This window comes from Psychrosphaera sp., from assembly GCF_982872775.1.
Window position 1 is genome coordinate 1 of the sequence record NZ_CEYNSH010000044.1, and the last position, 26,064, is coordinate 26,064.

Here is a 26,064-nt window from a genome sequence, read left to right on the forward strand (position 1 = left end):
GGTAATGCATCAAAAAGATCGGCTTCCAACCCATAGTCTGCGACTTGGAAAATTGGAGCTTCTGGATCTTTATTAATAGCAACAATAACTTTAGAGTCTTTCATCCCTGCAAGGTGTTGAATCGCACCTGAAATACCAACCGCAATATATAGGTCTGGTGCAACAATTTTACCCGTTTGACCCACTTGCATGTCGTTAGGAACAAAGCCTGCATCAACGGCTGCACGAGATGCACCTACTGCTGCACCTAGTTTGTCTGCAACACCTTCAAGTAAACTGAAGTTCTCACCATTTTGCATACCACGGCCACCAGAGATTACAACACTTGCAGCTGTCAATTCTGGACGCTCTGATTCAGTTAACTCTTGTCCAACAAACGAAGACAAGCCAGCATCGCCTGCTGAAGCAACAGCCTCAATCGCTGCGCTGCCAGTTAACTCCGCTTTATCAAACGCTGCTGCACGAACCGTAATTACTTTTTTCGCGTACTCAGACTGAACCGTTGCAATGGCGTTACCGGCATAAATTGGACGTTTGAATGTATTAGAGCTCTCAACGGCAATAATGTCTGAAACTTGCTCAACATCTAACAATGCTGCAACACGTGGCATGAAGTTTTTACCCGTTGTTGTAGCAGGTGCAACGATATGAGAATAATCATCAGCTAAACCAACTATTAGAGTAGATACGTTTTCTGCTAGTGCGTGTTCATAAGCCGCATCATCAGCTACTAAAACTTTAGTTACACCTGCAATTTTAGCCGCTTCTGCTGCAACCGATTCAACACCGAGGCCAGCAACTAAAATAGTAATATCAGACCCCATCAATGAAGCTGCGTGTGCCGCTTTTAAGGTATCTTGTTTTAATTCGGCATTATCGTGTTCTGCAATTAATAAAATGCTCATGAGATCACCTTCGCTTCATTTTTTAACTTTTCAATCAGCTCTTCTACTGACTCAACCATTACGCCGCCTTCACGTTGTGCAGGCTCTTCAACTTTAAGTTGAGTTAACTTACTTGATACATCAATGCCTAAGTCGTCAATCGCAACAACCTCTAAAGGTTTGCGTTTCGCTTTCATGATATTTGGAAGAGATGCATAACGAGGTTCGTTTAAGCGTAAATCAGTTGTAACAATTGCTGGAAGTGAAAGTGATACCGTTTGAAGACCACCGTCAATTTCACGAGTTACCGCAACTTTGCCTTCGCCTAGTTCTACTTTAGACGCAAACGTGCCTTGAGGCATTTGTGTCAACGCAGCAAGCATTTGACCGGTTTGGTTGTTATCTGAATCTATCGATTGTTTACCTAGAACAACAAGTTGCGGTTGCTCTTTTTCTACAAGCGTTTTTAATACTTTTGCTACTTGTAGAGAACCTAACTTTTTGTCTGTTTCGATTTGAATAGCACGATCTGCACCAAGTGCTAACGCTGTGCGCAATTGCTCCTGACAGCTTTTATCGCCGATAGAAACAACAACGACTTCTTCTGCCTTACCTTGCTCTTTTAATCTTACCGCTTCTTCGACGGCAATTTCACAAAATGGGTTCATAGCCATTTTTACATTAGCTAAGTCCACGTCCGAGTTATCGGCCTTAACACGGGCTTTAACGTTATAGTCAATGACCCTTTTAATAGGCACTAGGATTTTCATACATGCTCCTAAGATAAATACCGAATTGAAAAGCTACTTCAGTATAGATTTTATTATTAGATTTTCGGCAGACAATTTAATATCAGTTTACGTAAACGTCAACTTAACACGCTCATCAAACCACCAGAAAGTGTAAATAAAACTGTAAGCTTACGATTGGCTAACCAAAAGCCTAAGATTTCTAGCTTTTTTTTGAAAGCTTGACCACACTTATAGAAATGACTTTTTAAGGGTAATTGTATGCAAAAACCAAGTCGTAGTGTTGAGTTTCGTTTTCTAGCCGAGCCAATGGATGTAAATTTTGGCGGTAAAGTACATGGCGGTGTCGTGATGAAATGGATAGATCAAGCTGCTTATGCTTGTGCGGCTGGATGGAGCGGCAAATATTGTATTACGGTTTCGGTTGGAGCAATTCGATTTGTAAGACCGGTATTAGTCGGAAATTTGGTATCCGTTGAAGCCAAAGTCGTACATACAGGAAATTCGAGCATGCACATTTATGTGAGTGTAAAAGCGACTGATCCAAAACAAAATGACCCACAAGAGACGAATCACTGTATCATCACATTTATAGCAGTGGATGCTGATGGCGATAAAGTCCTCGTGGAGCCGTGGGAACCTCAAACCCAAGAAGACAAGAAGCTCCAAGACTATGCCATTAATATGAAAGAACTCTCAATTGAAGCTGAGAAACGGCTCAAACAGTCTTAGTTTTAGTATTTACACTTGGACGCCCTACAGAAGGGTTAAATACGGTTTTATACCTGAGTCTTGGCCTTATTGGTGTTAACGGCCATTCTCTTTTCTTAACGGTAAGCACCGTCACTCCAGCACACCATGGAAAAATGTTTTTCATTAATGTCGGCCAGGTCCCATTATCTAATACTTTTTTGTCTTGTCCTATCTGGCTATAAAACAACTTATGTTCATCCACGACTTCAAAGCCAAGCAGATCCATCCAGTCCTTTATTCTCGCAACGCTAAAAAAACGCCCTCTTTTGAACTCTTTGTATTTTGAACTCGGCCAGAGTTTATACAAGAATAAAAATGACAATGGATTAAAAAACGAAATAATCATGTTGCCATTCGGGAGTAAAACACGGTGTAGCTCGCGCAATACTTGATGGGGATCTGCGCAATACTCAATTACATGACTCACCACTATCGCATCTATACTGTTAGATTGTATTGCCAATTCATCGAATTCAGTAATTAAACCAAATTTATCGTTAAGTTCGATTGATGAGGCTAGGTTTATTTGTTTATTTATAAGGCAGGTAGGCGTATCTAATTCGCAACTTAATGAGCCTACTTTGACCATATACTGGCCAAAACAATATTGTAGGCGATCATTAATAACGATAGCTTCTGTTCGTTTGAGTCGTTCGCCTGCTGGAATACTTGCCCATTTGGTGAGTGGGTTTATCCATTGGAACCCTAACGCTGGTTTCAAATCGCGATAACCTCTTCAAGATGTTTTAGACTTTAGTTAGTATGGCGACAATGTTAAATTTTTTAAAGGTAAAGAAAAGTTTATGACCAAAATCGTTCGATTACCCGCTTTTGAAGACAATTACTTGTGGCTTGTACAAGGCCGCAACCAAAAAGCATTTGTTGTTGACCCTGGTGATGCCAAACCGGTTTTGGACTATTTGGAGCAAAACGATTTAGTTCTGACAGATATCTTGATCACTCATCATCACGCTGATCACATAGGAGGTGTTAATACGCTACTGGCTTCATTTCCCGATTGTAATGTTTTTGGCCCAAGCACGTCGAGGTTTACCATGGTAACTCATCCTTGCCAAAACGGTGACAGTATTAAACCTGAAGCAACTATAGATACTTATGAAGTCATATCAGTACCAGGACACACGATAGACCATATTGCATTCTACGCAAAACCCAATTTATTCATTGGTGATACCCTATTTTCTGTTGGTTGCGGTCGCCTTTTTGAAGGTACACCTGAACAAATGCACCAATCATTAGAGTCAATAAAGAGCTTACCAAATGATACGAAGGTTTTTTGTGCACATGAATACACAAAATCTAATTGTGACTTTGCCCTAAATGTAACACCAAGGAACGACGCGTTATTATCATATTCGAAGCAAGTTAATATCCTTAGAAAAGCAGATGCTGCGACTATTCCTACCCTTTTAGCGACTGAAAAATTAGTCAATCCCTTTTTACGTGTGTCTGAAAGTGATGTCAGACAAGCGGTTATCGAAAAATTTTCTATGAATCAAAATTGTAGTGACACCGAAGTTTTTGCTAATTTGCGTAAATGGAAAGACAGCTTTTGAACATGACTGTTAAACAGATACGAATAAAGAAATTCGCGAGTATTAAAACTTTAGGTTATGATGCTTGTAATTTTTTCAAATCAACTCGGGTTGCTGTCTAGGCAGTGTATTTACCTTATGTTTAATAACAAAAAAATCATTTTACTATCAACCGCCCTATTTTCTCTCGCTGGTTGTCAGTCTACAACAGAAGACTTCTCGTTGTTTTCCTCGAATAACACTAAACAAAAAGCCTCGGTTTCTGTACCAGAGCAAACGGCAAATCCGAGCGACGTCGTTGATGCATTAACACTTGCCGCTTTGGAAAGTGAAATAGGCACTATCATCGAAGAAGAAGCTCCTCAGGAGTTTACCGATGTTTGGGATAGAATTGCCTACCAACTCACTATGGAAGTACCACAAAACAGACAAGTGGTTACTGAGAGAAATTGGTACGCAAAACACCCTAGCTATTTTAAGCGTGTCGGTAAACGAGCAGAGCCTTTTTTACACTTTATCGTAGAAGAAATCGAAAAGCGTGAAATGCCAATAGAACTTGCGCTACTGCCAATTGTTGAAAGCGCATTTGATCCATTTGCCTACTCGCACGGTCGCGCATCGGGCTTATGGCAATTCATTCCAGGTACTGGCAACCGCTTTAAGCTAAAGCAAACATGGTGGTACGACGGTCGCCGTGACGTAGTTGCGTCGACGCGCGCTGCGCTTGACTACCTTTCGTTTTTACACAAAACCTTAGACGGTGACTGGCTGAATGCTATCGCCGCCTATAACTCTGGTGAAGGTCGCGTATTACGAGCAATAAAGCGCAATCGCAAAAAACATTTGCCAACCGATTTTTGGTCTCTTGATTTACCGAAAGAAACAACAGCATACGTGCCTAAACTTTTAGCGCTAGCTGATTTATTAAAGCGCTCTGATGAATTCAATATTGCTTGGTATCCAATCAAGAATCAGCCGCACATTCGTGTTGTCGATGCTCACAAACAAATTGACATCGCCAAGGCAGCAGAGCTTGCAGGTATGGAACTTAACGATTTGCATAAGTTAAACCCTGGTTACAATCAATGGGCTACTGATCCAAATGGTCCACACAAGTTTATTGTGCCAATAGAAAAAGCAGATGAGTTACAGAAGGCCTTTGATAATTTAGATGACCAAGAACGCATGGCTTGGACACGTTACGTGGTTAAATCGGGTGATACCTTGGGTGAAATTGCATCGAAATACAAAGTATCAGTCAGTACTTTACAAGACGTAAACAAGTTATCAGGTAACATCATCAGAGTTAATCAGCCTATTATGGTGCCTACTTCTGCTAAGTCATTAAAACAATATGAATTAACGGCGAGCAGTCGTTTGCAAAAAATCCAAAACAAATCACGTGGAAGTGCCAAACTGACGCATATTGTAAAAAGCGGTGACACTCTATGGGATATAAGCCGCAAATATAAGGTTAATTTAAGAAGCCTTGCGAAGTGGAATGGCATGGCTCCAAAAGATCCATTAAAACCTGGCAAAAAGCTGGTCATTTGGACTAAAAAAGTAAGTTCAGATAATAAGGCTCAGGGTGTGGTAAGAAAGGTTACATACAAGGTACGTAACGGAGACTCTTTAGCACGTATTGCACAGAAGTTTAAAGTTGCCATTCGTGACATTGCTAAGTGGAATCAGCTGGACACACAAAAATACCTCCAGCCTGGTCAAGCCCTGAAGTTGTATGTAGATGTAACTCGAAGCTAAGCAGGTTAAAAAGGAAGATAAAATGAAACGTTTCATCTCATCTTTAATATTGTCAATCAGTATGATGACATTCAGTTCGGTGACCATCGCTGACTTTTCACTTGAAGGCGAGTTAAAAGCCGTTGATCCCCGTGGAAAAGTCATCAAGCGCGACATGCCAATGGCATTTAAACAAGTTGGTGATGACTTCAAGTTTAAAATCGGTAAGTTCGAGTACAAAGTTGCAGGACGCCCTGAAAAATATAGTATTGCAATTGTCTTACAGGAAAATAATTTTGTTTGGGTTCAGGAATTTAATAAACGCCCAATCAAGTCGTTCGAGTGGCAATTGGGCGACCATAATATTCGTCTGTACAAAGAAGTATTAAACAAGCCTGTCAAAGGCGATTATATTCTAGCAATAGACGATAAGGATTATTTCTTTAAAAATAAGCTGGCCCAAATCACCTTCAATTACAACGATGACGGTATCGAGGAAATCACTGTTGATGGCATGGTAGCAAGTCTAGGCTTAAATCGAGCGAAAAATGAATGTGAGCCAAAAGAAGATGGTGACAAAAAAGACGGCGATGAAGAAAAAAGTGACCAGGAAGGTGAAGAGAAAACTGAATGTAAACCACCTGAGTCGTAATTGGTTAAATCTACGAACGTATTGAAAACTAAGGGTTAATGCATGTGCATTAACCCTTTTTTGTTGCGCTTATTCTGCAAACTCATGATTAACTATATCCGCTATATGACGCAATCGCTGGGCGGCAATGCCATTTACTGAGTCACGTGGGTAACGACCTCTTACAGACATTTCACCGGCAACTTTACCTGTTAGTAATGTCAGCGCATCATCCACACAATCAACCGCATAAATGTGAAAACTACCCTTTTCGACTGCCCTTTGTACTTCAGAATTTAAAACCAAATTAATACAGTTCGTTTTTGGAATAATAACCCCTTGTGTACCTGTTAGACCTCTAGCAGCGCACAGTTTATAAAAACCTTCGATTTTTTCATTTACGCCACCAACCGATTGTACCTGTCCATGTTGGTTTATTGAGCCGGTAATCGCAATCCCTTGGTCTAGAGGAATTTGAGTAATGGCAGACAACAGTGTACAAACCTCACCTAAACTGGCGCTATCGCCGTCAATATGGCCATAACTTTGTTCAAGAGCAATGTTAGCAGAAAATGATAAGGCAAAGTCTTGGGCGTATTTATTACCTAAATAACCGCTTAATAGCATTACACCTTTAGAATGTATCGCTTTGCCTAGCTCTACTTCTCGTTCAATATCAATGACACCTGTAGAGCCTGCATAAACAGTCGCTGAGATTCGCGCTGGAGTACCAAAAGCGGTATCGCCAATTTCTAATACGGTGAGACCATTTAGCTTGCCAACCTCATAGCCATCGGTATTGATTAGAATTTGTCCCTCTTGTATATCTTCCAAAAAAGACTCACTAATTTGTCCAGACCGAACTTGTTTGGCCGCCAATGCTTGCGTTACATGTTTTTGGTCAATATGTAATAAAGTAAAATCAACAGGTTCAAATTCAGACTTTGTATAGTCCCGTTTTGCAAAAAATTGAGCTTCACCGACAAGCTCCAAAACATCGGCGAAACGAGCAGATAGTTTATGTTGGTGTTCTGCTTGCCTAAAGCTAAATCGCAATAACTCGCTTACGGCTCCTGCCGATAGTGTCATTTTATGCTCGGACGCATACGCCTTTACTTTTTGTACGAACCCATATAGGACTTTATCATTCAAATGAATGTAGTGTTCAAAATCAGCCAATACCCTAAATAATTCATTAAACTCACTGTCGTACTCTTGCATTAAATAATAAAGCTCACGCGAGCCCATGAGTATTACTTTAATATCAAGTGGAATAGGTGCAGGGTTCAAACTTGAAGCGTTGACAATATTGGCCTCTCCGCTTGGCGACTCCATTTTTATTTGATGGCTCTTAATAGCGAGTTTTAACGCATCCCAAACGGCGGGTTGACTGATTAATTTGTCAGCCTCTATGAGTAAAAAGCCACCGTTGGCACGATGAAGTGCACCAGGACGAATCATTTGATAACTGGTATAAACAGAGCCCTGGACCGAACTATACTCAATACGACCAAATACATTTTGAAAGGTAGGGTTTGCTTCATAAATAATTGGCGCACCCGCATTCGGTTCTTGTCGCGTAAAAACATTAGGGGTGAGTTGCTCTTCTAAGACTTTACGCACATCGATTTCATCGGCTTCTTTCTCATCATCAGCTTGAGATGAGAGGTAGTCTTGAATGATTTCAATGAGCGTGTCACGCATATCCTTTACAAACTTAACAATTCCCAATTCCGCCGCATATTTGTGCTCAAATTCTTTAAGAATGGGTTTCAATGCGTTTTCTATTGTTTCTTTGCTCAACTTTCGTTGAGCTTCAAACATCTCTCTTTTCCATTGTGGAAGTTCTAACAGAGTTTCAGTGAGCGTTGTTTCTAGCTCGCCGATTATCTCATAAAAATGCTTTTTAGTTTTTTCGTCTAACGCAGCAAATTCATTTTCGCCTAACGGCTTACCATCAAGAACAGGTGCAAAACTTACCGTACCTTTTTCTTCAAGCAATAATACTTTATTAGCGTTCGCCACTGATTCGACTTCATCAATAGCATCTTGGTACTTTTGATTAAAATGCTGTTCTATATTGCGCCACTTTCTCTGAAACGCTGGGTTGTCAAACGCAGCGGGAAATGTATCAAGGATATCCTCAATTAAACCATCAATATCTTTGTTAAGTCGGTTACCTTCCCCTGGTGCTAAAGGAATAAAATTTGGTGCTCTAGGCTCATCGAAGTTATTGACATAACACCACTCTTTTGGAGTCTCTTTATCTTTTGCTACTTCTTTTAGGTGGTTATTTATCAGTGTGTGACGGCCCGTAGCAGGTTCACCCATGACAAATAAATTGTACCCTTTCATCGTCATGTCTAGGCCAAATTCAAGTGCTTGCTGCGCACGCTCCTGGCCGATAAAGTTCACTTCGTTCGTTTGGTTTGACTCTAATATTTTTGAAATGTGTTCGAGATCTAAGGTTGGTGCCAAAGAATGTGAGCTTAACCGAAACGACTTATTTTTGTTCATAAATTGAATAACATTTTGAATTTTATTTATGTTTTTAGTCTATATCGAATTGCCAAAAAACGCATGACTTTCTTTATGACTAAAAATGGCTACTCTTTATTATAATTTTGCAAAGTTCGCTTGTTGGCAATGGTTGAATTGGGTATCCTTAGCACCTAATTTTCTATAGGTATTAACGGGTTGTAGACGCTTAAAAAGTGTGCTGCACCACCTTCAGGTTTGCTTAACTATAATTGTCGACCTGTAACGGTTTCGTTTATTTCAAATTTTTTGAGAATCATCCATGCAAGCAGAATATAATCATCGCGAGATAGAACAACGCGTTCAAAAACATTGGCAAGACCAACAAGTTTTTAAAGTTACCGAAGATCCAACAAAAGAAAAATATTATTGCTTGTCAATGCTGCCATATCCAAGTGGCCGACTGCACATGGGTCACGTTAGAAACTACACCATCGGTGATGTTATTTCGCGCTATCAACGCCTCCAAGGCAAAAACGTTATGCAGCCAATGGGTTGGGATGCGTTTGGCCTGCCTGCAGAAAACGCAGCAATTAAGCACAAAACAGCGCCTGCAAAGTGGACTTACGAAAACATCGAGTACATGAAAAGTCAGCTAACTAGCCTAGGTTTTGGCTACGATTGGGACCGTGAAGTAGCAACCTGTACGCCAGAGTATTACCGTTGGGAACAATGGTTTTTCACTAAGCTTTATGAAAAAGGTTTAGTTTATAAAAAGACTGCAACGGTAAACTGGGATCCAGTGGACCAAACTGTACTTGCAAATGAACAGGTTATTGATGGTCGCGGATGGCGCTCTGGTGCGCTAGTAGAGCAAAAAGAAATTCCACAGTGGTTTATCAAAATTACCGACTATGCAGAAGAGTTATTAAACGATTTAGATCAACTGGAAGGTTGGCCAGATACAGTTAAAGCGATGCAGAAAAACTGGATTGGCCGCTCAGAAGGTGCAGAAGTTACTTTTGATTTAATAAATAGCGACGAGTCTCTAGAAGTTTATACTACCCGTCCTGATACTTTATACGGTGTGACTTATGTTGCTGTTGCTGCGCAGCACCCTATCGCACTCGAAGCCGCTAAATCCAACCCAGAACTCGCTGATTTCATTGAACAGTGTAAGAGTCAGTCTGTTGCCGAAGCAGACATGGCGACAATGGAAAAGCTAGGTATAGATACCGGCCTAAAAGCGACTCACCCTCTTACAGGTGAAGAAGTGTCAGTTTGGGCCGCTAACTTTGTCTTAATGAATTACGGTACGGGTGCTGTTATGTCGGTACCAGGTCACGACCAACGTGATTTTGAATTTGCGACTAAATACGACCTGCCTATCAAACAAGTTATTGAATGTACAGATAGCGAGTTTGATCTCGCAGCTGCAGCCTACACAGAAAAAGGCCCGTTGATTAACTCAGCTGACTTCGATGGTTTGGACTTTGATGCAGCATTTAATGCTATCGTCGAAAAGCTTGAGTCTCTGGGTAAAGGTAAAAAGACAGTTAACTACCGTTTACGCGATTGGGGCGTATCACGTCAACGTTACTGGGGCGCGCCAATTCCGATGGCTACTCTAGAAGACGGCACATCAGTTCCAGTTCCAGAACAAGACCTACCAGTTGTGTTACCAGAAGACGTTGTGATGGACGGTTCTTCATCGCCAATCAAGTCGGATCCAGAATGGGCTAAGACGACAATCAATGGTCAAGCGGCATTTAAAGAAACGGATACCTTCGACACCTTTATGGAGTCATCTTGGTACTATGCAAGATATTGTTCACCTGAGTCTGATGACAAGATGTTAGACCCAAGTAAGGCGAACTACTGGTTACCTGTTGATCAATACATCGGTGGTATCGAGCACGCTATTTTGCACTTACTTTACGCTCGTTTCTTCCACAAATTAATGCGTGACGTTGGTCTAATTGACTCAGACGAACCATTCAAACAATTGTTATGTCAAGGCATGGTATTGGCTGACACTTATTACCGTGAAGACGAAAAAGGCGGTAAAGTTTGGATTTCACCAACAGAAGTTGAAGCGGAATACGACGAAAAAGGCCGAATCGTTAAGGCGTGGCACAAAGAAGACAAGCAACCGGTTATTTCAGCTGGCATGTCAAAAATGTCTAAATCAAAGAACAACGGTATCGACCCAGAGTCTGTTATTCAAACACTAGGTGCAGATACGGTTCGTTTATTTATGATGTTTACTGCTCCTCCTGAGCAAACATTAGAATGGTCAGACTCAGGTGTTGAAGGCGCACATCGCTTCATTAAACGTGTTTGGAAGTTAACTCAAGATACGATCGAAGCTGGCCTTGAAAAAGACTTAGACAAATCAGCGCTAAACTCTGATCAAAAATCGATTCGCCGCGAGGTTCACAAGACTATTGCTAAGGTTTCAGATGATTTAGGTCGTCGTAATACCTTCAATACGGCCATTGCTGCTGTGATGGAACTGACGAATAAGTTGAACAAAGCTCCATTGACTTCGAAAGAAGACAAAGCGGTGATGTTTGAGGCGATGAGTGCAGTCGTGTTAATGCTAACGCCAATTACCCCTCACGTTTGTCACGAACTATGGCAGTTACTTGGTAACACCGAGTCGGTAGATGATGCCCAATGGCCGGTTGTCGACGAAGCGGCGCTTGTAGAAGATGAAAAGCTTATTATTGTTCAGGTTAACGGTAAGGTCCGTGCGAAGTTGACAGTGGCAGCAGACGCATCTGAAGAGAGTATTCGAGAGCTAGGCCTTAATGATGAAAACGTTCAGAAGTTCACTGCTGACAAAACCATCCGTAAGGTTATTTTCGTAAAAGGCAAATTGCTGAACATAGTTGCAAACTAAATTGTAACGCAACTACGTCTCTAGCAAATTAGTCATGGAAAATTTAAGGCCGCATTAAGATTCATAATCTAGTTGCGGCCTTTTGTTCTTTATGGTTAATTGGGTTTTTCGTAAATAATTTCGCCCGTTTGAATTAAACACCAACTTTAGCTGTCATTAATTAGGCATAATATGTTGCAAATACATCCTATTAAGAGTTTCGCCACTTGGTTTTCAAAAGTAATCTTTGTTGTATCTACCCTCCTGCTACTTTCTGGCTGTGGTTTTAAACTCAAAGGGCAATACTATCTTCCAGAATCATTAAAAACGCTATATGTCAGCTCCGAGCAAAAGTTCAACCCTCTCTTAAAACAAGTAAAAGCTCGCTTAAAACAAAATCAGGTTAATGTTATAGAACGTTACCAACAAAACGCTGCAGAACTAAAACTTCTACCAGAGAGTTTCCAACGACGTACATTATCCTTATTCCCAAATGGACAAATAGCGGAATATGAGCTGTTGTATTATGCAAATTTTGTAATATTTAGACCAAATGGTGAAAGTCAGTCATTTACGGTAGAACTAAGTCGTGAATTTCAAGACGATCCCAACAACGCACTTGCTAAAGAAAGAGAACGCGCCCTCATCCTCAATGAGTTGAGAGTTATAGCGAGTGACCGTATATTGGCCCAGTTAATGATGCTGCAGTAAAGGCTTATTTAAAATGAAAATTTATGCCAATCAATTGGCCGCAGAATTAGCAAAAGAGATTAAGCCTTGTTATTTACTATTCGGCGACGAGCCGTTTCAGATAAGCGAATCAAGAGACCTTATCAAAGCTAAGGCAAAATCGATTGGTGTTCAGGAGGTCATTCGATTAGTTGAAGACGATCAATTTGATTGGCAAGAGTTAAGGCAACATTGCCAAGAACTATCTCTGTTTGCGAGTAGTAAACTTATAGAGCTTGAATTAACGTCTTCCAAGTTGAGTAAAGCCGCGGCCGATATTGTCAAAGAAATTGAAATTGAACTGTCTAGCTCGCCTGGCAGTGAAACTATTTTGGTCATGTTCGGCCCCAAACTAGATGCCGCGCAAACTAAAACGGCGTGGTTTAAAGCATTGAGTAATAAAGGGCTGTATGTTCCCGTATATGAAATCGACGGTCACCATCTAAAACGGTGGTTAGGTACTCAACTAACCAAACGCCAATTGACCATGCCTCAAGACGCACAGGATTATTTACTAAGTTTTACTGCTGGTAACTTATTGGCATGTTCTCAAGAGCTCGATAAATTAAAGATGGCTTTACCTGACAGTCCAAGCTTGTCACTTAATGCCGTCAAGAATTATGTTGAAAACCAATCTCGATTCACAGTTTTTCAATTAATGGACGCGGTTTTATCAGGTGATGCCCAACTTAGCCTTACGATTCTATCTCGCTTAAAACTTGAAGAGTTCGAACCTAATATTTTATTGTGGTCTTTGCAAAAGGACGCGTTAATTCTAAGAGCAATCCAGGAAGCATCGCACCTAAATCTGAACATTAACCAAGTCTTTGACGAACACCGTATCTGGAAAAATAAGCAAGCGGGGTACCGACAAGCTTCACAGCGTTTGTCACCACAAATTATTAACTCGGTAATTAAAAATCTAGCAAAGTTCGATATCGCACTTAAACAATATCAAATGACTTGCCCTTACACGCTCGTAGCACACATTTGTTTATTGTTGTGTGGTCATGAACATTTGAATCAGTTTGAATGGCCTGTTTGTGAACATGAACAACTCGGCGCCTAATTTAGTACTCTTGTATGGTGGTACTTTTAATCCCCTCCACCTCGGACATGTAAAACCGGTCGCAGTACTTTCACATAAAGTAAAGCCACAAGAAGTTGTCTATATTCCCTGTCATATCCCGCCGCACAAGGCTGCGCCTAAAGTTTCGAGCGCTGATAGATTGAAAATGACCGAGCTCGGCGTAAATGAATATAACGAGGACTTTTATTGCCCAGTTCATGTTAGCGATTATGAAATAACGCTTACAGAGCCTTCATATACTGCAAATACCTTGTCTCATTTTCGTAAAAAATTATCACCTGGGCAATCGCTGGGCTTTATAATCGGAATGGACTCTTTATTAACTTTTACTTCGTGGTATAAATGGCGTGAGATTCTCGAAAAAACTTTTTTATATGTTTTAGCGCGTCCTGGATATACACTTGACGAGTCGAGTTTAGACAAAGAAATAAGCCAACGGTTAGGACAAACCATTCACCTTATTGATTCAGTTGAATACGATATTTCATCGACTGCAGTACGCCAAGGTGATATTGAGAGACGTTCTCGACTAATGCCGTCGTCAGTTTTTGACTATATTACTTCGCACCAACTGTATATTGACTGAAACATTTCTTGTTAATAGACTTTGCTTTAGATAAATCCATTTAAGACCAATGACTAATTTGTTCCACCTTGCCATTGGAAATAATTATTTCGCCTTGCTTAGCTGTCAAACCATCGGCACTGTAATTTAAATCAAAAAACGCTTGTATCTTTAAGCCGCCCTTCAAAGACAACTTCCAAGTAGACAGTGCAATTGACAAAAGTTGTAAGTGGTGCTGCTGACAATATTGTTTCCCAGCAACTCGTGCTCGTTCGGCAACTTTTCTTGTTTGCCAAAACAGCCAAATAATTATTCCAAACAGAATCAACAACCAGACGGCTTGTAAGTCAAACACGTTATTTCCTCTTTTATTCTTGCAGGTATTTTGCTTGAGCTATTAGAAAAAACGCGACTTAGTGAGGTCGCGTCTTTAATTCTTCATCGTTTTGAATGTAAAACGTTACTTGATTAAAGTAACGCCACCCATGTAAGGCACTAACGCTTCAGGTACCGTGATGCTACCGTCTTCATTTTGGTAGTTTTCTAATACGGCTACTAAAGTTCTACCCACTGCAAGACCAGAACCATTAAGTGTATGAACTAACTCAGGTTTCTTCGCACCTTTAGCACGGAAACGCGCTTGCATACGACGTGCTTGGAAGTCGCCCATGTTACTGCAAGATGAAATCTCACGATATGTGTTTTGAGCTGGTAACCATACTTCTAAGTCATATGTCTTAGTCGCCGAGAAGCCCATATCACCAGTACACAAAACAACTTTTCGATATGGTAAACCAAGCTTTTGAAGGATAGTTTCTGCGTGACCAGTTAACTCTTCTAATGCTTGGTTTGAGTCTTCTGGCTTAACAACCTGGACTAATTCTACTTTGTCGAATTGATGCTGGCGAATAAGACCACGAGTATCACGGCCGTATGAGCCCGCTTCAGAACGGAAACAAGGCGTATGTGCCGTTAACTTTAACGGTAACTCTGTTTCATCGAAGATAACATCACGCGCAAAGTTAGTCAGTGGTACTTCTGCAGTCGGGATCAAAGAAAGCTTACGCTGATCTTGCTCTTCAGAGTTTTCAGACTGACCCGTCAACGGTTGTGTGTGGAATAGATCTTCGGCAAATTTAGGTAATTGACCCGTGCCTTGAAGACTTTCGTGATTTACTAAATAAGGAACGTACGCTTCTGTGTAACCATGCTGCTCTGTATGCTGGTCTAACATAAATTGAGCTAAAGCACGGTTTAAACGAGCGATTTTACCTTTCATAACCGTAAAGCGTGCACCACTTAGCTTAGTACCCATTGCAAAGTCTAAGCCTAAGTCTAACGATTCACCTAAATCTACGTGATCTTTAGGTTCAAAACCAAGCTCTGTTGGCTCGCCCCACTTCAATACTTCAACGTTCTCTTCTTCAGACTTACCTGCAGGCACGTCTTCGTGCGGCAAGTTTGGTACTGATAAAGCGATAGTATCGATTTCTTGTAATAAAGATTGTAGCTCAGATTTAGCTGCGTCTAGTTTGTCACCTAAGTCAGCAACGCTATCTAATAAAGGTTGAATATCTTCACCACGAGCTTTTGCTTGACCGATACTTTTGGACTTTGCGTTGCGCTCGTTTTGTAACTCTTGCGTTGCCGTCTGTAATGTTTTGCGGCGTTCTTCCAACGCAGTTAACTGAGCAACATCAATTTCGAAGCCACGTGCAGCCAATCTCGTTGCGGTTTCTTGAATATCATTTCTTAGAAACTTAGGATCTAACATTGTAACCTTTAACCTATTTGTAATTTTTAATTATCTAATTTATTCGTTTCAGTGCGTATCTTATCTGGGTATCGCCAGTTGCATTCCTAGCCAAGCAGCTAATAAACATACGAACACGTTTAAGCACACATTTAATAAAGCTTTCAGCCATTCGCCTTGTTGTAATAGTAACAAGGTATCCAATGAAAAAGTGGAAAAAGTCGTAAATGCACCAAACAAACCGATACCTAACAGCGAACGCCAAGGTAGGTCCGCGACTATACCATGTTCTATTAAGCTAAATAAGAGCCCTAATAAAAATGAACCTATGATATTGACGGTTAATGTCCCAAAAGGAAAGCCTTTACCTAGCCATAATGTCAAAAAGTGATGAATCGTAAACCTCAACGTCGCGCCTAGTGCGCCGCCTAGGGCCACAAAAATTAAATTTGCTCCGAGCGGCATTATCGACTTCTCTGATTTGGACTAGCTTGATCCAAACTTTTTAAGTAATCGAGCTTTTCTTTAATCTTAGTTTCTAAACCACGTTCACTTGGGTAATAAAACTGTTCGTCTTGAATCTCTGTAGGCAAATAGCTTTCACCAGCGGCATATGCATTTGGTTCATCATGAGCGTAACGGTATTCACTGCCCTTTTCTAACGATTTCATTAACTCTGTTGGTGCGTTAACTAAATGAGTTGGTACCGCTAAATCTCCCGTTTCAGCCGCGAGTCGTTTGGCTTGATTAATCGCCATATACGTTGCATTACTTTTGGCCGCACTGGCCATATAAATGGCCGCTTGGGCAATTGCACGCTCACCTTCTGCTGGACCCACTCTATGAAAGACATCCCACGCATTTAATCCAATTTGTAATGCCCTTGGATCTGCATTGCCGATATCTTCAGATGCTATGGCCAATAAGCGCCTTGCCACGTACAGTGGATCTCCGCCACCAGCTAATATGCGTGCGTACCAATACAAGGCTCCATCTGGGCTTGAGCCCCTTACCGACTTGTGAAAAGCAGAAATAAGATCATAAAAGTGGTCGCCGCCTTTATCAAATGTCGCCATCTGATTACCGGTCGCCTGTTCGATAATTTCAGCGGTGATAACCCCATCCTCTGAAACTAAGTCACTGCAAATTTCTAGGTAGTTCAGTAAACGTCGACCGTCTCCACCTGATAATGAAATCAACAAAGCCTTGTTGTCTTCTGACAGGTGTAAATTTTGTTCACCTAAGCCCTTTTCACTATCCGTTAAGGCTCTTTTAAGCAGAAACTCCAGATCAGAAGTCTCTATGCTTTTTAGAACGTAAACTCTGGCTCGACTTAAAATTGCGTTATTGAGTTCAAAGGATGGGTTTTCAGTTGTTGCCCCTATAAACGTCACTGTGCCATTTTCGATGTAAGGTAAAAAAGCATCCTGCTGGCTTTTATTAAATCGATGCACCTCATCGACAAACAACAGTGTCTTCTTGCCACTTTGTTGTCTTCTGTGCTCTGCGCGCTCAACGGTTGCTCTTATATCTTTCACACCAGAATTAATTGCAGATAAGGTTTCTACCTCAGCATTACAATAGCGAGCAAGTAACTCAGCTAGTGTGGTTTTTCCAGTCCCAGGAGGTCCCCACAAAATCATCGAATGGCAATGCCCTGCTTCAATCATTTTTCTAAGCGCTTTACCCTCACCAACTAGATGAGTTTGACCAACATAATCATCAATACACGTTGGTCTCATTCGAGCGGCAAGTGGCATATCACTTAAGCCCAGCTTACTATCCGTGAGGGAGTCCTTTTGGGACTCACCACCATTTGACAGACTTTCAAAGCCAAACGAATTTTGATCACTCACTAGGTCTACCTCGTCTTCGAAACTGTGGACTTTCTAATACTGAACATTGCCGTTAGCATTTGTTTGAACAGAGGTCGGTCGTTGATCGTCGATATCTACTCCAGCGGGAATAGTAAATACAAAATCAGTGTCCTTAGGAGATACTTTTTTGTGGTCAAATAATTGATACTCACTGACCTGGCGACTTCTACTAGTAATGAGTAATTTATCAATCGATTTAGTACCATCACCCTTTAATATAATTTCCAGTCTTATGACCTGAGCGTCGTTTAAATTAAGCGGAGTGATGACAAAACCGTTGTTATTTGTCTGAATCGCAAAGTTGTCCCATACGGCGGGATCATCATTGACTAGTAACGCAAACGGCGTTGTTGTGACGGCATGGTTTGCTTCATAAATTGAAACTTGCTCTACAAAAGGATTAAACCACCAAACCGATTGGCCATCTGAAATTAGTAACTCTTCATCAGGTTCGTTCACCTGCCAAATAAATTTACCTGGCTGTTTGAACGTTAAGGAGCCTTTTGCGCTATGGATCTGATTATCATCCGCATCAACGACAGTCTGGGTAAACTGGGCTGCAAAGCCATCTAGCTGCTTTAATACCTCTTTTATTTCATCGCTTTGCCCAATGTTGCCGGTCACCGCAGATTCATCAAAAGTGTGTACTGGTTGAGCAGGAAGCTCAGATAACGCTTGTGCTTGAATCGGCAAAATTATTGCCATTACTACACTGGCCAGTATTGTGCTTTTTAACATTAAATTAATTCTCCTTGCTCTTCAGTTGGGTGCTTTGGTGCTAATACTTCACGGCTGCCGTTTGCAGCCGGTGTACTTACAATGCCCATCGCTTCCATTTGCTCGACAATACGAGCTGAGCGGTTATAGCCAATTCGCAACTTACGTTGAATACTAGAAATAGATACTTTTCTCGTTTCCGTAACAAATGCAACGGCTTCATCAAATACCGGATCGACTTCTTCGCCTTCTGCCATTTCAGCAGCTTCACCAGGTAACATATTCTCTTCGGTCATTTCACCTTCGAGGATTTCCTTAATGTAATTTGGCTTAGCTTTTGACTTCCAATCGTTAACTACTGCGTGCACTTCGTGGTCATCGACGAACGCACCATGAACACGTGTTGGCACACCAGAACCTGGCGGAAGGTATAACATGTCACCCATACCTAACAGGTTTTCTGCGCCTTGTTGATCCAAAATGGTTCTGGAGTCAATCTTTGAAGAAACTTGGAATGCCATTCGTGTAGGTATGTTCGCTTTGATAAGACCGGTAATAACGTCAACAGACGGCCTTTGCGTCGCAAGTACTAAGTGTATACCTGCTGCACGGGCTTTTTGCGCGATACGAGCTATCAGCTCTTCTACTTTTTTCCCGACGATCATCATCATGTCGGCAAATTCATCGATGACGACGACGATAGCTGGCAGTCGCTCTAACTCTGGCGGCATTTCTAACATATTATCGGTAGAACGCCACAATGGGTCTCTAATTGGCTGACCAGCTTCTTTAGCAGCATCGATTTTGGCGTTGTAACCTTTTAGGTTTCTAACACCTAAAGCCGACATCAGCTTATAACGGCGTTCCATTTCACCAACACACCAGCGCAACGCATTTGCCGCTTCTTTCATGTCGGTGACCACTTCAGATAACAAATGAGGAATACCTTCGTAAACGGAAAGCTCAAGCATCTTAGGGTCAATCATTATCAAGCGCACTTCATCCGGCGTCGACTTATACAGAAGGCTCAAAATCATCGTATTAACACCAACTGATTTACCGGAACCTGTCGTACCCGCCACCAACAAGTGAGGCATTTTTGCAAGATCTACGACAACCGCTTTACCACCAATGTCTTTACCTAACACCATCGTTAGAGGTGAATCAGCCTTTTCAAAGCCAGGGCTATCCATGACCTCTGATAATCGAACAATTTGTCTGTGTTTATTTGGGATCTCCAAGCCTATGTATGACTTACCAGGAATAACTTCGACAACACGAACGCTCATAGCAGATAAAGAACGTGCTAAATCTTTGGACAACCCCGAAATCTTACTTACTTTTATACCTGGTGCTAAATCTAATTCGAATCGTGTAATTACTGGACCTGGGTATACGCCAACCACTTCTGCTTGAATGTTAAAGTCCAAAAGTTTTTCTTCAACCAGTCTTGAAACTGCATCAAGTTCTTCCTGAGAAACCGGGTTTTCTACTTTATCTGGGCGGTCTAGCAACTCAAGTGAAGGTAATGTAATTGGCTCAGGTTCAGGTTTTGCCTCAGGAACCAAGATACCACTATTTGACTGACCTTCAGGTTTTTGAGAGGCCATTGTATCGCGAGCGATTGGCTCCCCAGTACTTTGCATACCTTCCAATGCGCCCATAATGTCATCATCGGTTAGCTCATCATCAATTGACGTATAACTTAATGAGTCAACCTGTTCCATTGGTGAGTCATTATTCGTCGGTTGTGTCGTACCAAATTCAAAAGGCATATCATCATCAAACGAGACTGAATTAGCCGTCTTCGATTTTTCTTTACTTACACCTTGCTCATCTGCAGGTCCACTAACAACAAGATCAGATGCTTGACTGTCGCGCAGATCATTAAATTGAGCGCCGTCCGTGTTATCTTTTTCTGACACCTCATTAAAGCTTGAAGCTTCAACATGGTCCTTTCTGTTATTTGATCCTTTGTCCGATAAGTCTTCAGAATCATCTGCTTTGGCAAAAAACTGCGCTAACAATGAGCGTTGTTCTTCTTTAGTGCTTGGGTTTATGGCATTTGAGTCGTTTGGCTTGTCACTATCTTGTTTAAGTGATTTGTTATTTTTTTCAAAACTATTGTCTTCTGAGTTAACCGTTGACTGTTCAACTTCACTTTGTTCTTTATTCGCCTTTTCTTTAATCGACTCTGCTGTCAAACCAGATTCAGCCGTTTGGTTTTGTACTTTAGGCGCATCCACACCTAATAAGTCTCTTCCCGTGTTGTAAAGCCAAACTGAACTTAAGATTGTATATTTCCCAATACCATCAATAACGTTCAACCAAGAAATACCTGTCATCAAGGTAAAGCCCATCATCAAACTCACCAAAAACAGAAGAGTTGAACCGGTAAATCCAAATAACGGAACAAGTAAATAGGTTATGACGTCACCTACGATTCCGCCTGAAGAATAAAAATAAATGTCATCAAAGTTCATACTGCAAATGGCTGACAACCCAACGACAAAAAAGACAAACCCAAGCAAGCGAAGCCCCAGAGCTAGGTAATCAACTTCAATTAAGTCATGAAACTTCCTAAAAAATAGCCAGCCAATTAGAGAAACAAGGACCGGAATAAAAAACGCCAACCAGCCAAAAGTAAACAATAGAATATCGGAAAGCCAAGCACCAAATGCACCACCAGCATTTTTGATGAATTCGTAGTTACCTGTTTTTGACCAACTTGGGTCTGCAGGGTCAAATGAGAATAAGGTAATGAGAATATAAATAGAAATCGCGCCGGCTAAGATAAGGCCAACCTCTAAAAGGCGTTGAAATCCATTCAAAAATGAAGGTTGCTGGTCACTCAATGTTCGATACTCCAGGCTCTCGAAATTATAATTAGAAAAATGTCAGTGAGAGCCCCTTAATCTAACAAAAAAATTAGGGTATTTCATGGCGTTTTTCATTGTTTTACAGGACAAACTAGATGTAAATCGGTGTTGGTCTGTTGGTTTTAACTTCTTCCATCACAACATAGGTTCTACTAGCACTTACCGACGGTAGTTTTAAAAGTGTCTCACCAAGAAGTTTCCGATAAGAGGACATGTTTTTAACCCTAGTTTTTAAAAGATAATCAAAGCTTCCCGATACTAAGTGACACTCCAATATTTCATCGAGCTTTTCCACTGCTTTAGAAAAGTCGCTAAAAACGTCTTGCGCTGTCTTTTCTAACGTAATTTCAACAAATACCAACATGTTAGCACCAACGGCCTCTGCATTGAGAACGGCTTGATACCCTTCAATAACCCCCTGGCGTTCTAGCCTTCTTACCCGTTCTAAACAAGGAGTTGGGCTAAGCCCCACTTTTTTACTAAGTTCTAAATTAGAAATCCGGCCGTTAACTTGAAGTTCGGTCAATATCTTTTTATCTATCCTATCCACAAAAACCTACACCATTCACTAAATAAGAATAATTACTCAAGATAATATATCGTTTTTAATAAAAATACAGTGATTAATTTTGTAAGTATATCCCTATAATGCCCGCAAATTTTGACATCAGTCACACACAAACATAAAAGGTAATGAACATGATTATCGGTGTACCTAAAGAAATCAAAAACCATGAATACCGTATCGGCCTAACACCAGCAGCAGCAAAAGAGTTTGTTGCTAACGGTCACCAAGTACTTATCGAAAAAAATGCAGGTGCAGCGATTGGCTTCTATAACGAAGATTACATTGCAGCAGGTGCTTCGATCATTGACACACCAGAAGAAATTTTTGCGACTGCAGAAATGATTGTAAAGGTAAAAGAACCGCAGCCTAACGAATGTAAAATGTTGCGTGAAGGTCAAACACTTTACACTTATCTTCACCTTGCCCCAGACCCAACGCAAACTGAACTCTTAGTTGCATCAGGTGCAACCTGTATTGCGTACGAAACAGTGACTGATAACCACGGTGGTTTACCGCTTCTTGCACCGATGAGTGAAGTTGCAGGTCGTATGTCAATTCAAGCCGGCGCACACCACCTTGAAAAAGCACAAGGCGGTAGCGGTACATTGTTAGGTGGTGTACCAGGCGTTGCTCCTGCAAAAGTCGTTGTTGTCGGCGGTGGTGTTGTCGGTACAAACGCAGCTAAGATGGCTGTCGGCATGGGCGCAGACGTAACAATTTTAGACCGTTCATTACCACGTTTACGTCAACTAGACGATATTTTCCGTGGCACAGTAAAAACCGTATACTCGACGGTAGACGCGATTGACAAGTACACTGCAGAAGCAGATTTAGTTGTTGGTGCTGTTCTCATCCCAGGTGCAGCTGCTCCTAAACTAATCACAAAAGAACACATCAAAAACATGAAACCTGGTGCAGTCTTAGTTGACGTTGCGATTGACCAAGGCGGTTGTTTCGAAACATCAAAAGCAACAACGCACCAAGAACCAACATACGTGATTGATGATGTGGTTCATTACTGTGTTGCTAACATGCCTGGTGGTGTAGCTCGTACGTCAACAATGGCATTGAATAACGCAACATTGCCATTTGGCTTAGCATTGGCTAACAAAGGCCCTAAACGTGCTATGTTAGAAGACCAGCATTTACTAAATGGTCTGAATGTACACAAAGGTAAAGTAACTTACAAAGCCGTAGTTGACGCGCTTGGTGAACAACTTGGCCTAGAGTACATGGAAGCAACAGCAGCCCTACAGCTGTAACAAGATGACTTAACCACAGTTAATATCTACATTAAAGTCCAAGGCCAGTGAGTTTTTATTTCACTGGCCTTTTTTATTGCCTGTGTATTTGGCTTTTAGGCTAAGTCACCACATTTTTTTGATGATTTTGGAGTGTTATCTGTTTATTGAATGGGTTATTTCAGATAAGGGCGGTGATCAACAATTTCGTACTTTTCAATGAGATATTGAACAAAGTCACTGTTTTTTACTAAAAACTCATCAAAGTCTTTAATCAAGTAAGGATGCTTCAAAGAAGATAAATGATATGAGTACACTTCATAATCAATATTTCTGTTAATCAAAGCTTGCTCGTTTTGACGTATTTTATTCAAGTAATAGTTGACGACTGATGGCTCTATGTCTATCGCATCTAACTGCCCTCTTATTAATTGCTGAATCAACATCAATGTAGAAGAGCTCTCGTATAGAACCACGTCTCCAGATTTAATCTCATCGATCCACTTAGTAGGATAAAACCCCAAAAGCGTTCCCAATACTTTCACATCTTCTTTCTGTTTTATTCTTTCGTTGAATGTGATGGTTCCGGCAACTAAATGTAAAACTGGCTTACTATAGGTTATATTTTTTGAAAGGCGATTGACTTCTTCAGACTCATTCCATCTTGAATTGTCAGGGAATTTCAGGTCGATATCCTGCTCAAATAACCACATACCAAAACGCTTCACTGGCATCGGATAATATTCAAACTGATAGCCGTATTGTTCACCAAACTCTGAAAATAATTCAGTTGTGAAAGTGTCATGGGCGTTTTTAAAGTCAAAAAGTGGAAAGTAATGTAAATCCTCAACGCCCAACACAAACTTCTGAGGCTGACCCTGAGCGTTTGTGGTTGTTTTCACGGCTGCATGTTCATCCGGGTTGGCAACAACAAAAGTAGGTAATGACAATAAAGTCAAAAACACACTTACATACCAAATAAACAAGTTATTTTTGTTATTTATCAAGTACAACATCCATTCCCAATTATCTACTTATCACGGCCTAGTTACCTACTTTAAATAAGTAAAGACCAATACAATCCACAGTAGGTAAAATCTACGTACCTTTTTTGCTTAATTACCAATGTATACCATTTGTAACCACTAATACAGTTCAATTTTTGAGCGACACTGATAAACAAGAAAAGATAACCTCCTTTTTTGTTCGCTAAATATAAATTAATCACAATAATTCGTTCCCATTTACCCTTGATGTTAGTTAATATTCCCCCATTAAATATTCAAGTTTTATTTTTGGAGTTTTACATGAGTGCAGTTCAGCATCATAGTTTAGTTATTTTAGGTTCTGGCCCTGCGGGTTACACTGCCGCAGTATATGCAGCCAGAGCAAATTTGAACCCGGTTCTAATTACAGGTATGCAACAAGGTGGTCAGCTAACTACGACAACCGAAGTTGAGAATTGGCCAGGTGATGCAAATGACCTAACAGGTCCTAAACTGATGGATCGCATGAAAGAGCACGCAGAAAAGTTCGACACGCAGATCATATTTGATCATATCAACGAAGTTGATTTTTCAGAGAAGCCATACAAATTAAAAGGTGATAGTGCATCTTATACTTGTGATGCTTTAATTATTTGCACAGGCGCTTCTGCGCAGTACTTAGGCTTAGACTCTGAACAAGCGTTTATGGGTCGCGGTGTTTCTGCTTGTGCAACTTGTGATGGTTTCTTTTATCGAAATCAAAAAGTAGCGGTAGTTGGTGGTGGTAACACTGCTGTCGAAGAAGCTCTTTATTTATCTAACATCGCTTCAGAAGTCCATTTAGTGCATCGTCGTGATACATTCAGAGCTGAAAAGATCTTAGTTAAACGACTTATGGACAAAGTTGAGAACGGAAATATTGTTCTTCACACTGACCGGACACTTGATGAGGTTTTAGGCGACGACATGGGCGTTACAGGTATCCGTTTACAAGACACCAAGTCTGATTCAAAAGAAGAGCTTGATGTAATGGGTGTGTTTATTGCCATCGGTCACAAGCCAAACACTGGCATGTTTGAAGGCAAACTCGAAATGAACAATGGTTATATCAAAATTAACTCTGGCTTGGACGGTAACGCTACAGCAACTAGCGTTGAAGGCGTATTCGCTGCCGGTGACGTTTGTGACCATATTTACCGTCAAGCAATAACGTCTGCAGGTACAGGTTGTATGGCAGCGCTTGACGCAGAGCGCTATTTGGATGCTAAATAAAAACGAACAACAAGCCTAAATGTAAAGGGCTTCTAGTTTTATAAAAATAACAAAAAGGAGCTACTCAGCTCCTTTTTTAGTATAAAGTTAGCCTATGAAACAAAGTTTGTATTATTTAAATGACGACGAGACATGGTTTCCACCAATTCATCAGGCGTTAGATGAGCCACCAGGGCTGTTAGCCGTTGGCGGCGACTTATCGTTGCTTCGATTAAAAAAAGCCTATTTCTCTGGAATATTTCCATGGTACTCCGACAATGAGCCTTTGCTGTGGTGGTCACCAGACCCGAGAGCCATTATTGAAATTGATGAAATACGTTTAAATAAGTCACTCAAAAAGTTTCTTAGGAAGTGTCGTTATCAAGTGTCTATTAATCAAAGTTTCAACAATGTCATCCAGCAATGTGCTCTGCCGAGAAGCGAAGATAATGGAACTTGGATATTTCCCGAGATGCAAGATGCTTATCAGGCTCTTCACAATGATGGTACAGCACACTCTATCGAAGTTTGGGAAACTCAAAATGACCAAAAGCAATTAGTCGGTGGGCTTTATGGTGTAGCGGTTGGAAGTTGTTTTTGTGGAGAGTCTATGTTCTCTAGTAAACCCAACGCCTCGAAATTAGCATTATTAGTATTAGGACAACTTTTGAAGCCCTATAAAAATGCACTCATTGACTGCCAATTACCCAACCCATACTTAATGTCGATGGGA

The 26,064-nt window shown here is 40.9% G+C and carries 23 protein-coding genes; 11 read left to right on the forward strand and 12 right to left on the reverse strand.

Translation table 11 applies throughout. From position 1 onward, the window contains the following. A partial coding sequence (locus AC4E96_RS11695; protein WP_490255939.1) for an electron transfer flavoprotein subunit alpha/FixB family protein occupies nucleotides 1-905 on the reverse strand: 905 nt, incomplete at its 3' end. Continuing rightward, a complete protein-coding gene (locus AC4E96_RS11700) occupies nucleotides 902-1,654 on the reverse strand; it encodes an electron transfer flavoprotein subunit beta/FixA family protein (protein ID WP_488033326.1) in 753 nt (250 codons plus the stop codon). The genes AC4E96_RS11700 and AC4E96_RS11695, both read right to left, overlap by 4 nt. Before the next feature lie 240 nt (nucleotides 1,655-1,894). Here AC4E96_RS11700 and AC4E96_RS11705 point away from each other — a divergent pair, with 240 nt between their 5' ends. Continuing rightward, nucleotides 1,895-2,365 (forward strand): acyl-CoA thioesterase, encoded by a 471-nt coding sequence (locus tag AC4E96_RS11705; protein ID WP_488033325.1) that lies wholly within the window; start codon nucleotides 1,895-1,897, stop codon nucleotides 2,363-2,365. Here the strand turns inward: AC4E96_RS11705 and AC4E96_RS11710 are convergent. Then, nucleotides 2,352-3,107 (reverse strand): class I SAM-dependent methyltransferase, encoded by a 756-nt coding sequence (locus AC4E96_RS11710; RefSeq protein ID WP_488033324.1) that lies wholly within the window; start codon nucleotides 3,105-3,107, stop codon nucleotides 2,352-2,354. The two genes, AC4E96_RS11705 and AC4E96_RS11710, sit on opposite strands and share 14 nt — an antisense overlap. An 82-nt stretch (nucleotides 3,108-3,189) precedes the next feature. Between AC4E96_RS11710 and gloB the strand changes: the two genes are divergently transcribed. The 3 genes from gloB (at nucleotide 3,190) to AC4E96_RS11725 (ending at nucleotide 6,334) form a co-directional block, all read left to right on the forward strand. Then, complete coding sequence (gene gloB, locus AC4E96_RS11715) at nucleotides 3,190-3,963, forward strand: hydroxyacylglutathione hydrolase (RefSeq protein ID WP_490255940.1); 774 nt, start codon at nucleotides 3,190-3,192, stop codon at nucleotides 3,961-3,963. Nucleotides 3,964-4,080: 117 nt separating this feature from the next. Beyond that, nucleotides 4,081-5,703, forward strand: coding sequence for a lytic transglycosylase (locus AC4E96_RS11720; RefSeq protein WP_490255941.1), 1,623 nt, complete (start codon nucleotides 4,081-4,083; stop codon nucleotides 5,701-5,703). Nucleotides 5,704-5,725: 22 nt separating this feature from the next. Then, nucleotides 5,726-6,334 (forward strand): hypothetical protein, encoded by a 609-nt coding sequence (locus AC4E96_RS11725; RefSeq protein ID WP_490255942.1) that lies wholly within the window; start codon nucleotides 5,726-5,728, stop codon nucleotides 6,332-6,334. A gap of 69 nt (nucleotides 6,335-6,403) precedes the next feature. Here AC4E96_RS11725 and AC4E96_RS11730 read toward each other — a convergent pair whose 3' ends face one another. After that, nucleotides 6,404-8,830, reverse strand: a complete 2,427-nt coding sequence (locus AC4E96_RS11730; RefSeq protein ID WP_490255943.1) for a Lon protease family protein — start codon at nucleotides 8,828-8,830, stop codon at nucleotides 6,404-6,406. 283 nt (nucleotides 8,831-9,113) lie between these two features. On the opposite strand from AC4E96_RS11730, the gene leuS reads away from it, so the two are divergent. From leuS to nadD, 4 genes are all read left to right on the forward strand, one after another. After that, on the forward strand, nucleotides 9,114-11,696 hold the full coding sequence (gene leuS, locus AC4E96_RS11735; protein ID WP_488033319.1) for a leucine--tRNA ligase: 2,583 nt from the start codon (nucleotides 9,114-9,116) through the stop codon (nucleotides 11,694-11,696). Nucleotides 11,697-11,867: 171 nt separating this feature from the next. Then, entirely contained in the window at nucleotides 11,868-12,386 is a 519-nt protein-coding gene (locus AC4E96_RS11740; protein ID WP_490255944.1) for an LPS-assembly lipoprotein LptE, read from the forward strand. 13 nt (nucleotides 12,387-12,399) lie between these two features. Beyond that, a complete protein-coding gene (holA, locus tag AC4E96_RS11745) occupies nucleotides 12,400-13,473 on the forward strand; it encodes a DNA polymerase III subunit delta (RefSeq protein ID WP_490255945.1) in 1,074 nt (357 codons plus the stop codon). Next, entirely contained in the window at nucleotides 13,454-14,080 is a 627-nt protein-coding gene (gene nadD / locus AC4E96_RS11750; protein WP_490255946.1) for a nicotinate (nicotinamide) nucleotide adenylyltransferase, read from the forward strand. The genes holA and nadD overlap by 20 nt, the downstream gene beginning before the upstream one ends. A 40-nt stretch (nucleotides 14,081-14,120) precedes the next feature. Here nadD and AC4E96_RS11755 read toward each other — a convergent pair whose 3' ends face one another. The 7 genes from AC4E96_RS11755 to lrp form a co-directional block, all read right to left on the reverse strand. Then, a complete protein-coding gene (locus tag AC4E96_RS11755) occupies nucleotides 14,121-14,414 on the reverse strand; it encodes a DUF3301 domain-containing protein (protein WP_490255947.1) in 294 nt (97 codons plus the stop codon). 105 nt (nucleotides 14,415-14,519) lie between these two features. After that, a complete protein-coding gene (serS, locus tag AC4E96_RS11760) occupies nucleotides 14,520-15,833 on the reverse strand; it encodes a serine--tRNA ligase (RefSeq protein ID WP_488033314.1) in 1,314 nt (437 codons plus the stop codon). A 60-nt stretch (nucleotides 15,834-15,893) separates the two neighbouring features. Beyond that, nucleotides 15,894-16,277, reverse strand: a complete 384-nt coding sequence (gene crcB, locus AC4E96_RS11765; RefSeq protein WP_488033313.1) for a fluoride efflux transporter CrcB — start codon at nucleotides 16,275-16,277, stop codon at nucleotides 15,894-15,896. Next, a complete protein-coding gene (locus AC4E96_RS11770; RefSeq protein ID WP_490255953.1) occupies nucleotides 16,277-17,572 on the reverse strand; it encodes a replication-associated recombination protein A in 1,296 nt (431 codons plus the stop codon). The genes crcB and AC4E96_RS11770 overlap by 1 nt, the downstream gene beginning before the upstream one ends. A 129-nt stretch (nucleotides 17,573-17,701) precedes the next feature. Further along, nucleotides 17,702-18,427 carry an outer membrane lipoprotein periplasmic chaperone LolA gene (lolA, locus tag AC4E96_RS11775; protein WP_490255948.1) on the reverse strand — a complete coding sequence of 242 codons (726 nt, stop codon included), beginning with the start codon at nucleotides 18,425-18,427 and terminating at the stop codon, nucleotides 17,702-17,704. Beyond that, nucleotides 18,427-21,261, reverse strand: coding sequence for a DNA translocase FtsK (locus AC4E96_RS11780; protein WP_490255949.1), 2,835 nt, complete (start codon nucleotides 21,259-21,261; stop codon nucleotides 18,427-18,429). Before AC4E96_RS11780 ends, lolA begins: the two co-directional genes overlap by 1 nt. A 115-nt stretch (nucleotides 21,262-21,376) precedes the next feature. Further along, nucleotides 21,377-21,835: a leucine-responsive transcriptional regulator Lrp gene (gene lrp, locus AC4E96_RS11785; RefSeq protein WP_488033310.1), complete on the reverse strand. Its 459-nt coding sequence runs from the start codon at nucleotides 21,833-21,835 to the stop codon at nucleotides 21,377-21,379. A 149-nt stretch (nucleotides 21,836-21,984) separates the two neighbouring features. On the opposite strand from lrp, the gene ald reads away from it, so the two are divergent. After that, nucleotides 21,985-23,115 carry an alanine dehydrogenase gene (ald, locus tag AC4E96_RS11790; RefSeq protein ID WP_490255950.1) on the forward strand — a complete coding sequence of 377 codons (1,131 nt, stop codon included), beginning with the start codon at nucleotides 21,985-21,987 and terminating at the stop codon, nucleotides 23,113-23,115. Nucleotides 23,116-23,270: 155 nt separating this feature from the next. On the opposite strand, the gene AC4E96_RS11795 is transcribed toward ald, so the two are convergent. Continuing rightward, on the reverse strand, nucleotides 23,271-24,101 hold the full coding sequence (locus tag AC4E96_RS11795) for a hypothetical protein (protein WP_490255951.1): 831 nt from the start codon (nucleotides 24,099-24,101) through the stop codon (nucleotides 23,271-23,273). Between the two features lie 300 nt (nucleotides 24,102-24,401). Between AC4E96_RS11795 and trxB the strand changes: the two genes are divergently transcribed. Continuing rightward, entirely contained in the window at nucleotides 24,402-25,352 is a 951-nt protein-coding gene (gene trxB / locus AC4E96_RS11800; protein WP_488033307.1) for a thioredoxin-disulfide reductase, read from the forward strand. Between the two features lie 94 nt (nucleotides 25,353-25,446). Next, the coding region (gene aat, locus AC4E96_RS11805; RefSeq protein ID WP_490255952.1) for a leucyl/phenylalanyl-tRNA--protein transferase at nucleotides 25,447-26,064 on the forward strand (618 nt) is incomplete at its 3' end.

Excerpts from the sequence above, each read along its gene's own strand:
- lolA (WP_490255948.1), bottom strand. The coding sequence starts at position 18,427 with ATGTTAAAAAGCACAATACTGGCCAGTGTAGTAATGGCAATAATTTTG.
- ald (WP_490255950.1), top strand. The coding sequence starts at position 21,985 with ATGATTATCGGTGTACCTAAAGAAATCAAAAACCATGAATACCGTATC.
- AC4E96_RS11700 (WP_488033326.1), bottom strand. The coding sequence starts at position 1,654 with ATGAAAATCCTAGTGCCTATTAAAAGGGTCATTGACTATAACGTTAAA.
- AC4E96_RS11725 (WP_490255942.1), top strand. The coding sequence starts at position 5,726 with ATGAAACGTTTCATCTCATCTTTAATATTGTCAATCAGTATGATGACA.
- AC4E96_RS11705 (WP_488033325.1), top strand. The coding sequence starts at position 1,895 with ATGCAAAAACCAAGTCGTAGTGTTGAGTTTCGTTTTCTAGCCGAGCCA.
- serS (WP_488033314.1), bottom strand. The coding sequence starts at position 15,833 with ATGTTAGATCCTAAGTTTCTAAGAAATGATATTCAAGAAACCGCAACG.
- nadD (WP_490255946.1), top strand. The coding sequence starts at position 13,454 with ATGAACAACTCGGCGCCTAATTTAGTACTCTTGTATGGTGGTACTTTT.
- AC4E96_RS11770 (WP_490255953.1), bottom strand. The coding sequence starts at position 17,572 with ATGCCACTTGCCGCTCGAATGAGACCAACGTGTATTGATGATTATGTT.
- AC4E96_RS11730 (WP_490255943.1), bottom strand. The coding sequence starts at position 8,830 with ATGAACAAAAATAAGTCGTTTCGGTTAAGCTCACATTCTTTGGCACCA.
- AC4E96_RS11740 (WP_490255944.1), top strand. The coding sequence starts at position 11,868 with ATGTTGCAAATACATCCTATTAAGAGTTTCGCCACTTGGTTTTCAAAA.
- gloB (WP_490255940.1), top strand. The coding sequence starts at position 3,190 with ATGACCAAAATCGTTCGATTACCCGCTTTTGAAGACAATTACTTGTGG.
- AC4E96_RS11720 (WP_490255941.1), top strand. The coding sequence starts at position 4,081 with ATGTTTAATAACAAAAAAATCATTTTACTATCAACCGCCCTATTTTCT.
- crcB (WP_488033313.1), bottom strand. The coding sequence starts at position 16,277 with ATGCCGCTCGGAGCAAATTTAATTTTTGTGGCCCTAGGCGGCGCACTA.
- leuS (WP_488033319.1), top strand. The coding sequence starts at position 9,114 with ATGCAAGCAGAATATAATCATCGCGAGATAGAACAACGCGTTCAAAAA.
- holA (WP_490255945.1), top strand. The coding sequence starts at position 12,400 with ATGAAAATTTATGCCAATCAATTGGCCGCAGAATTAGCAAAAGAGATT.
- trxB (WP_488033307.1), top strand. The coding sequence starts at position 24,402 with ATGAGTGCAGTTCAGCATCATAGTTTAGTTATTTTAGGTTCTGGCCCT.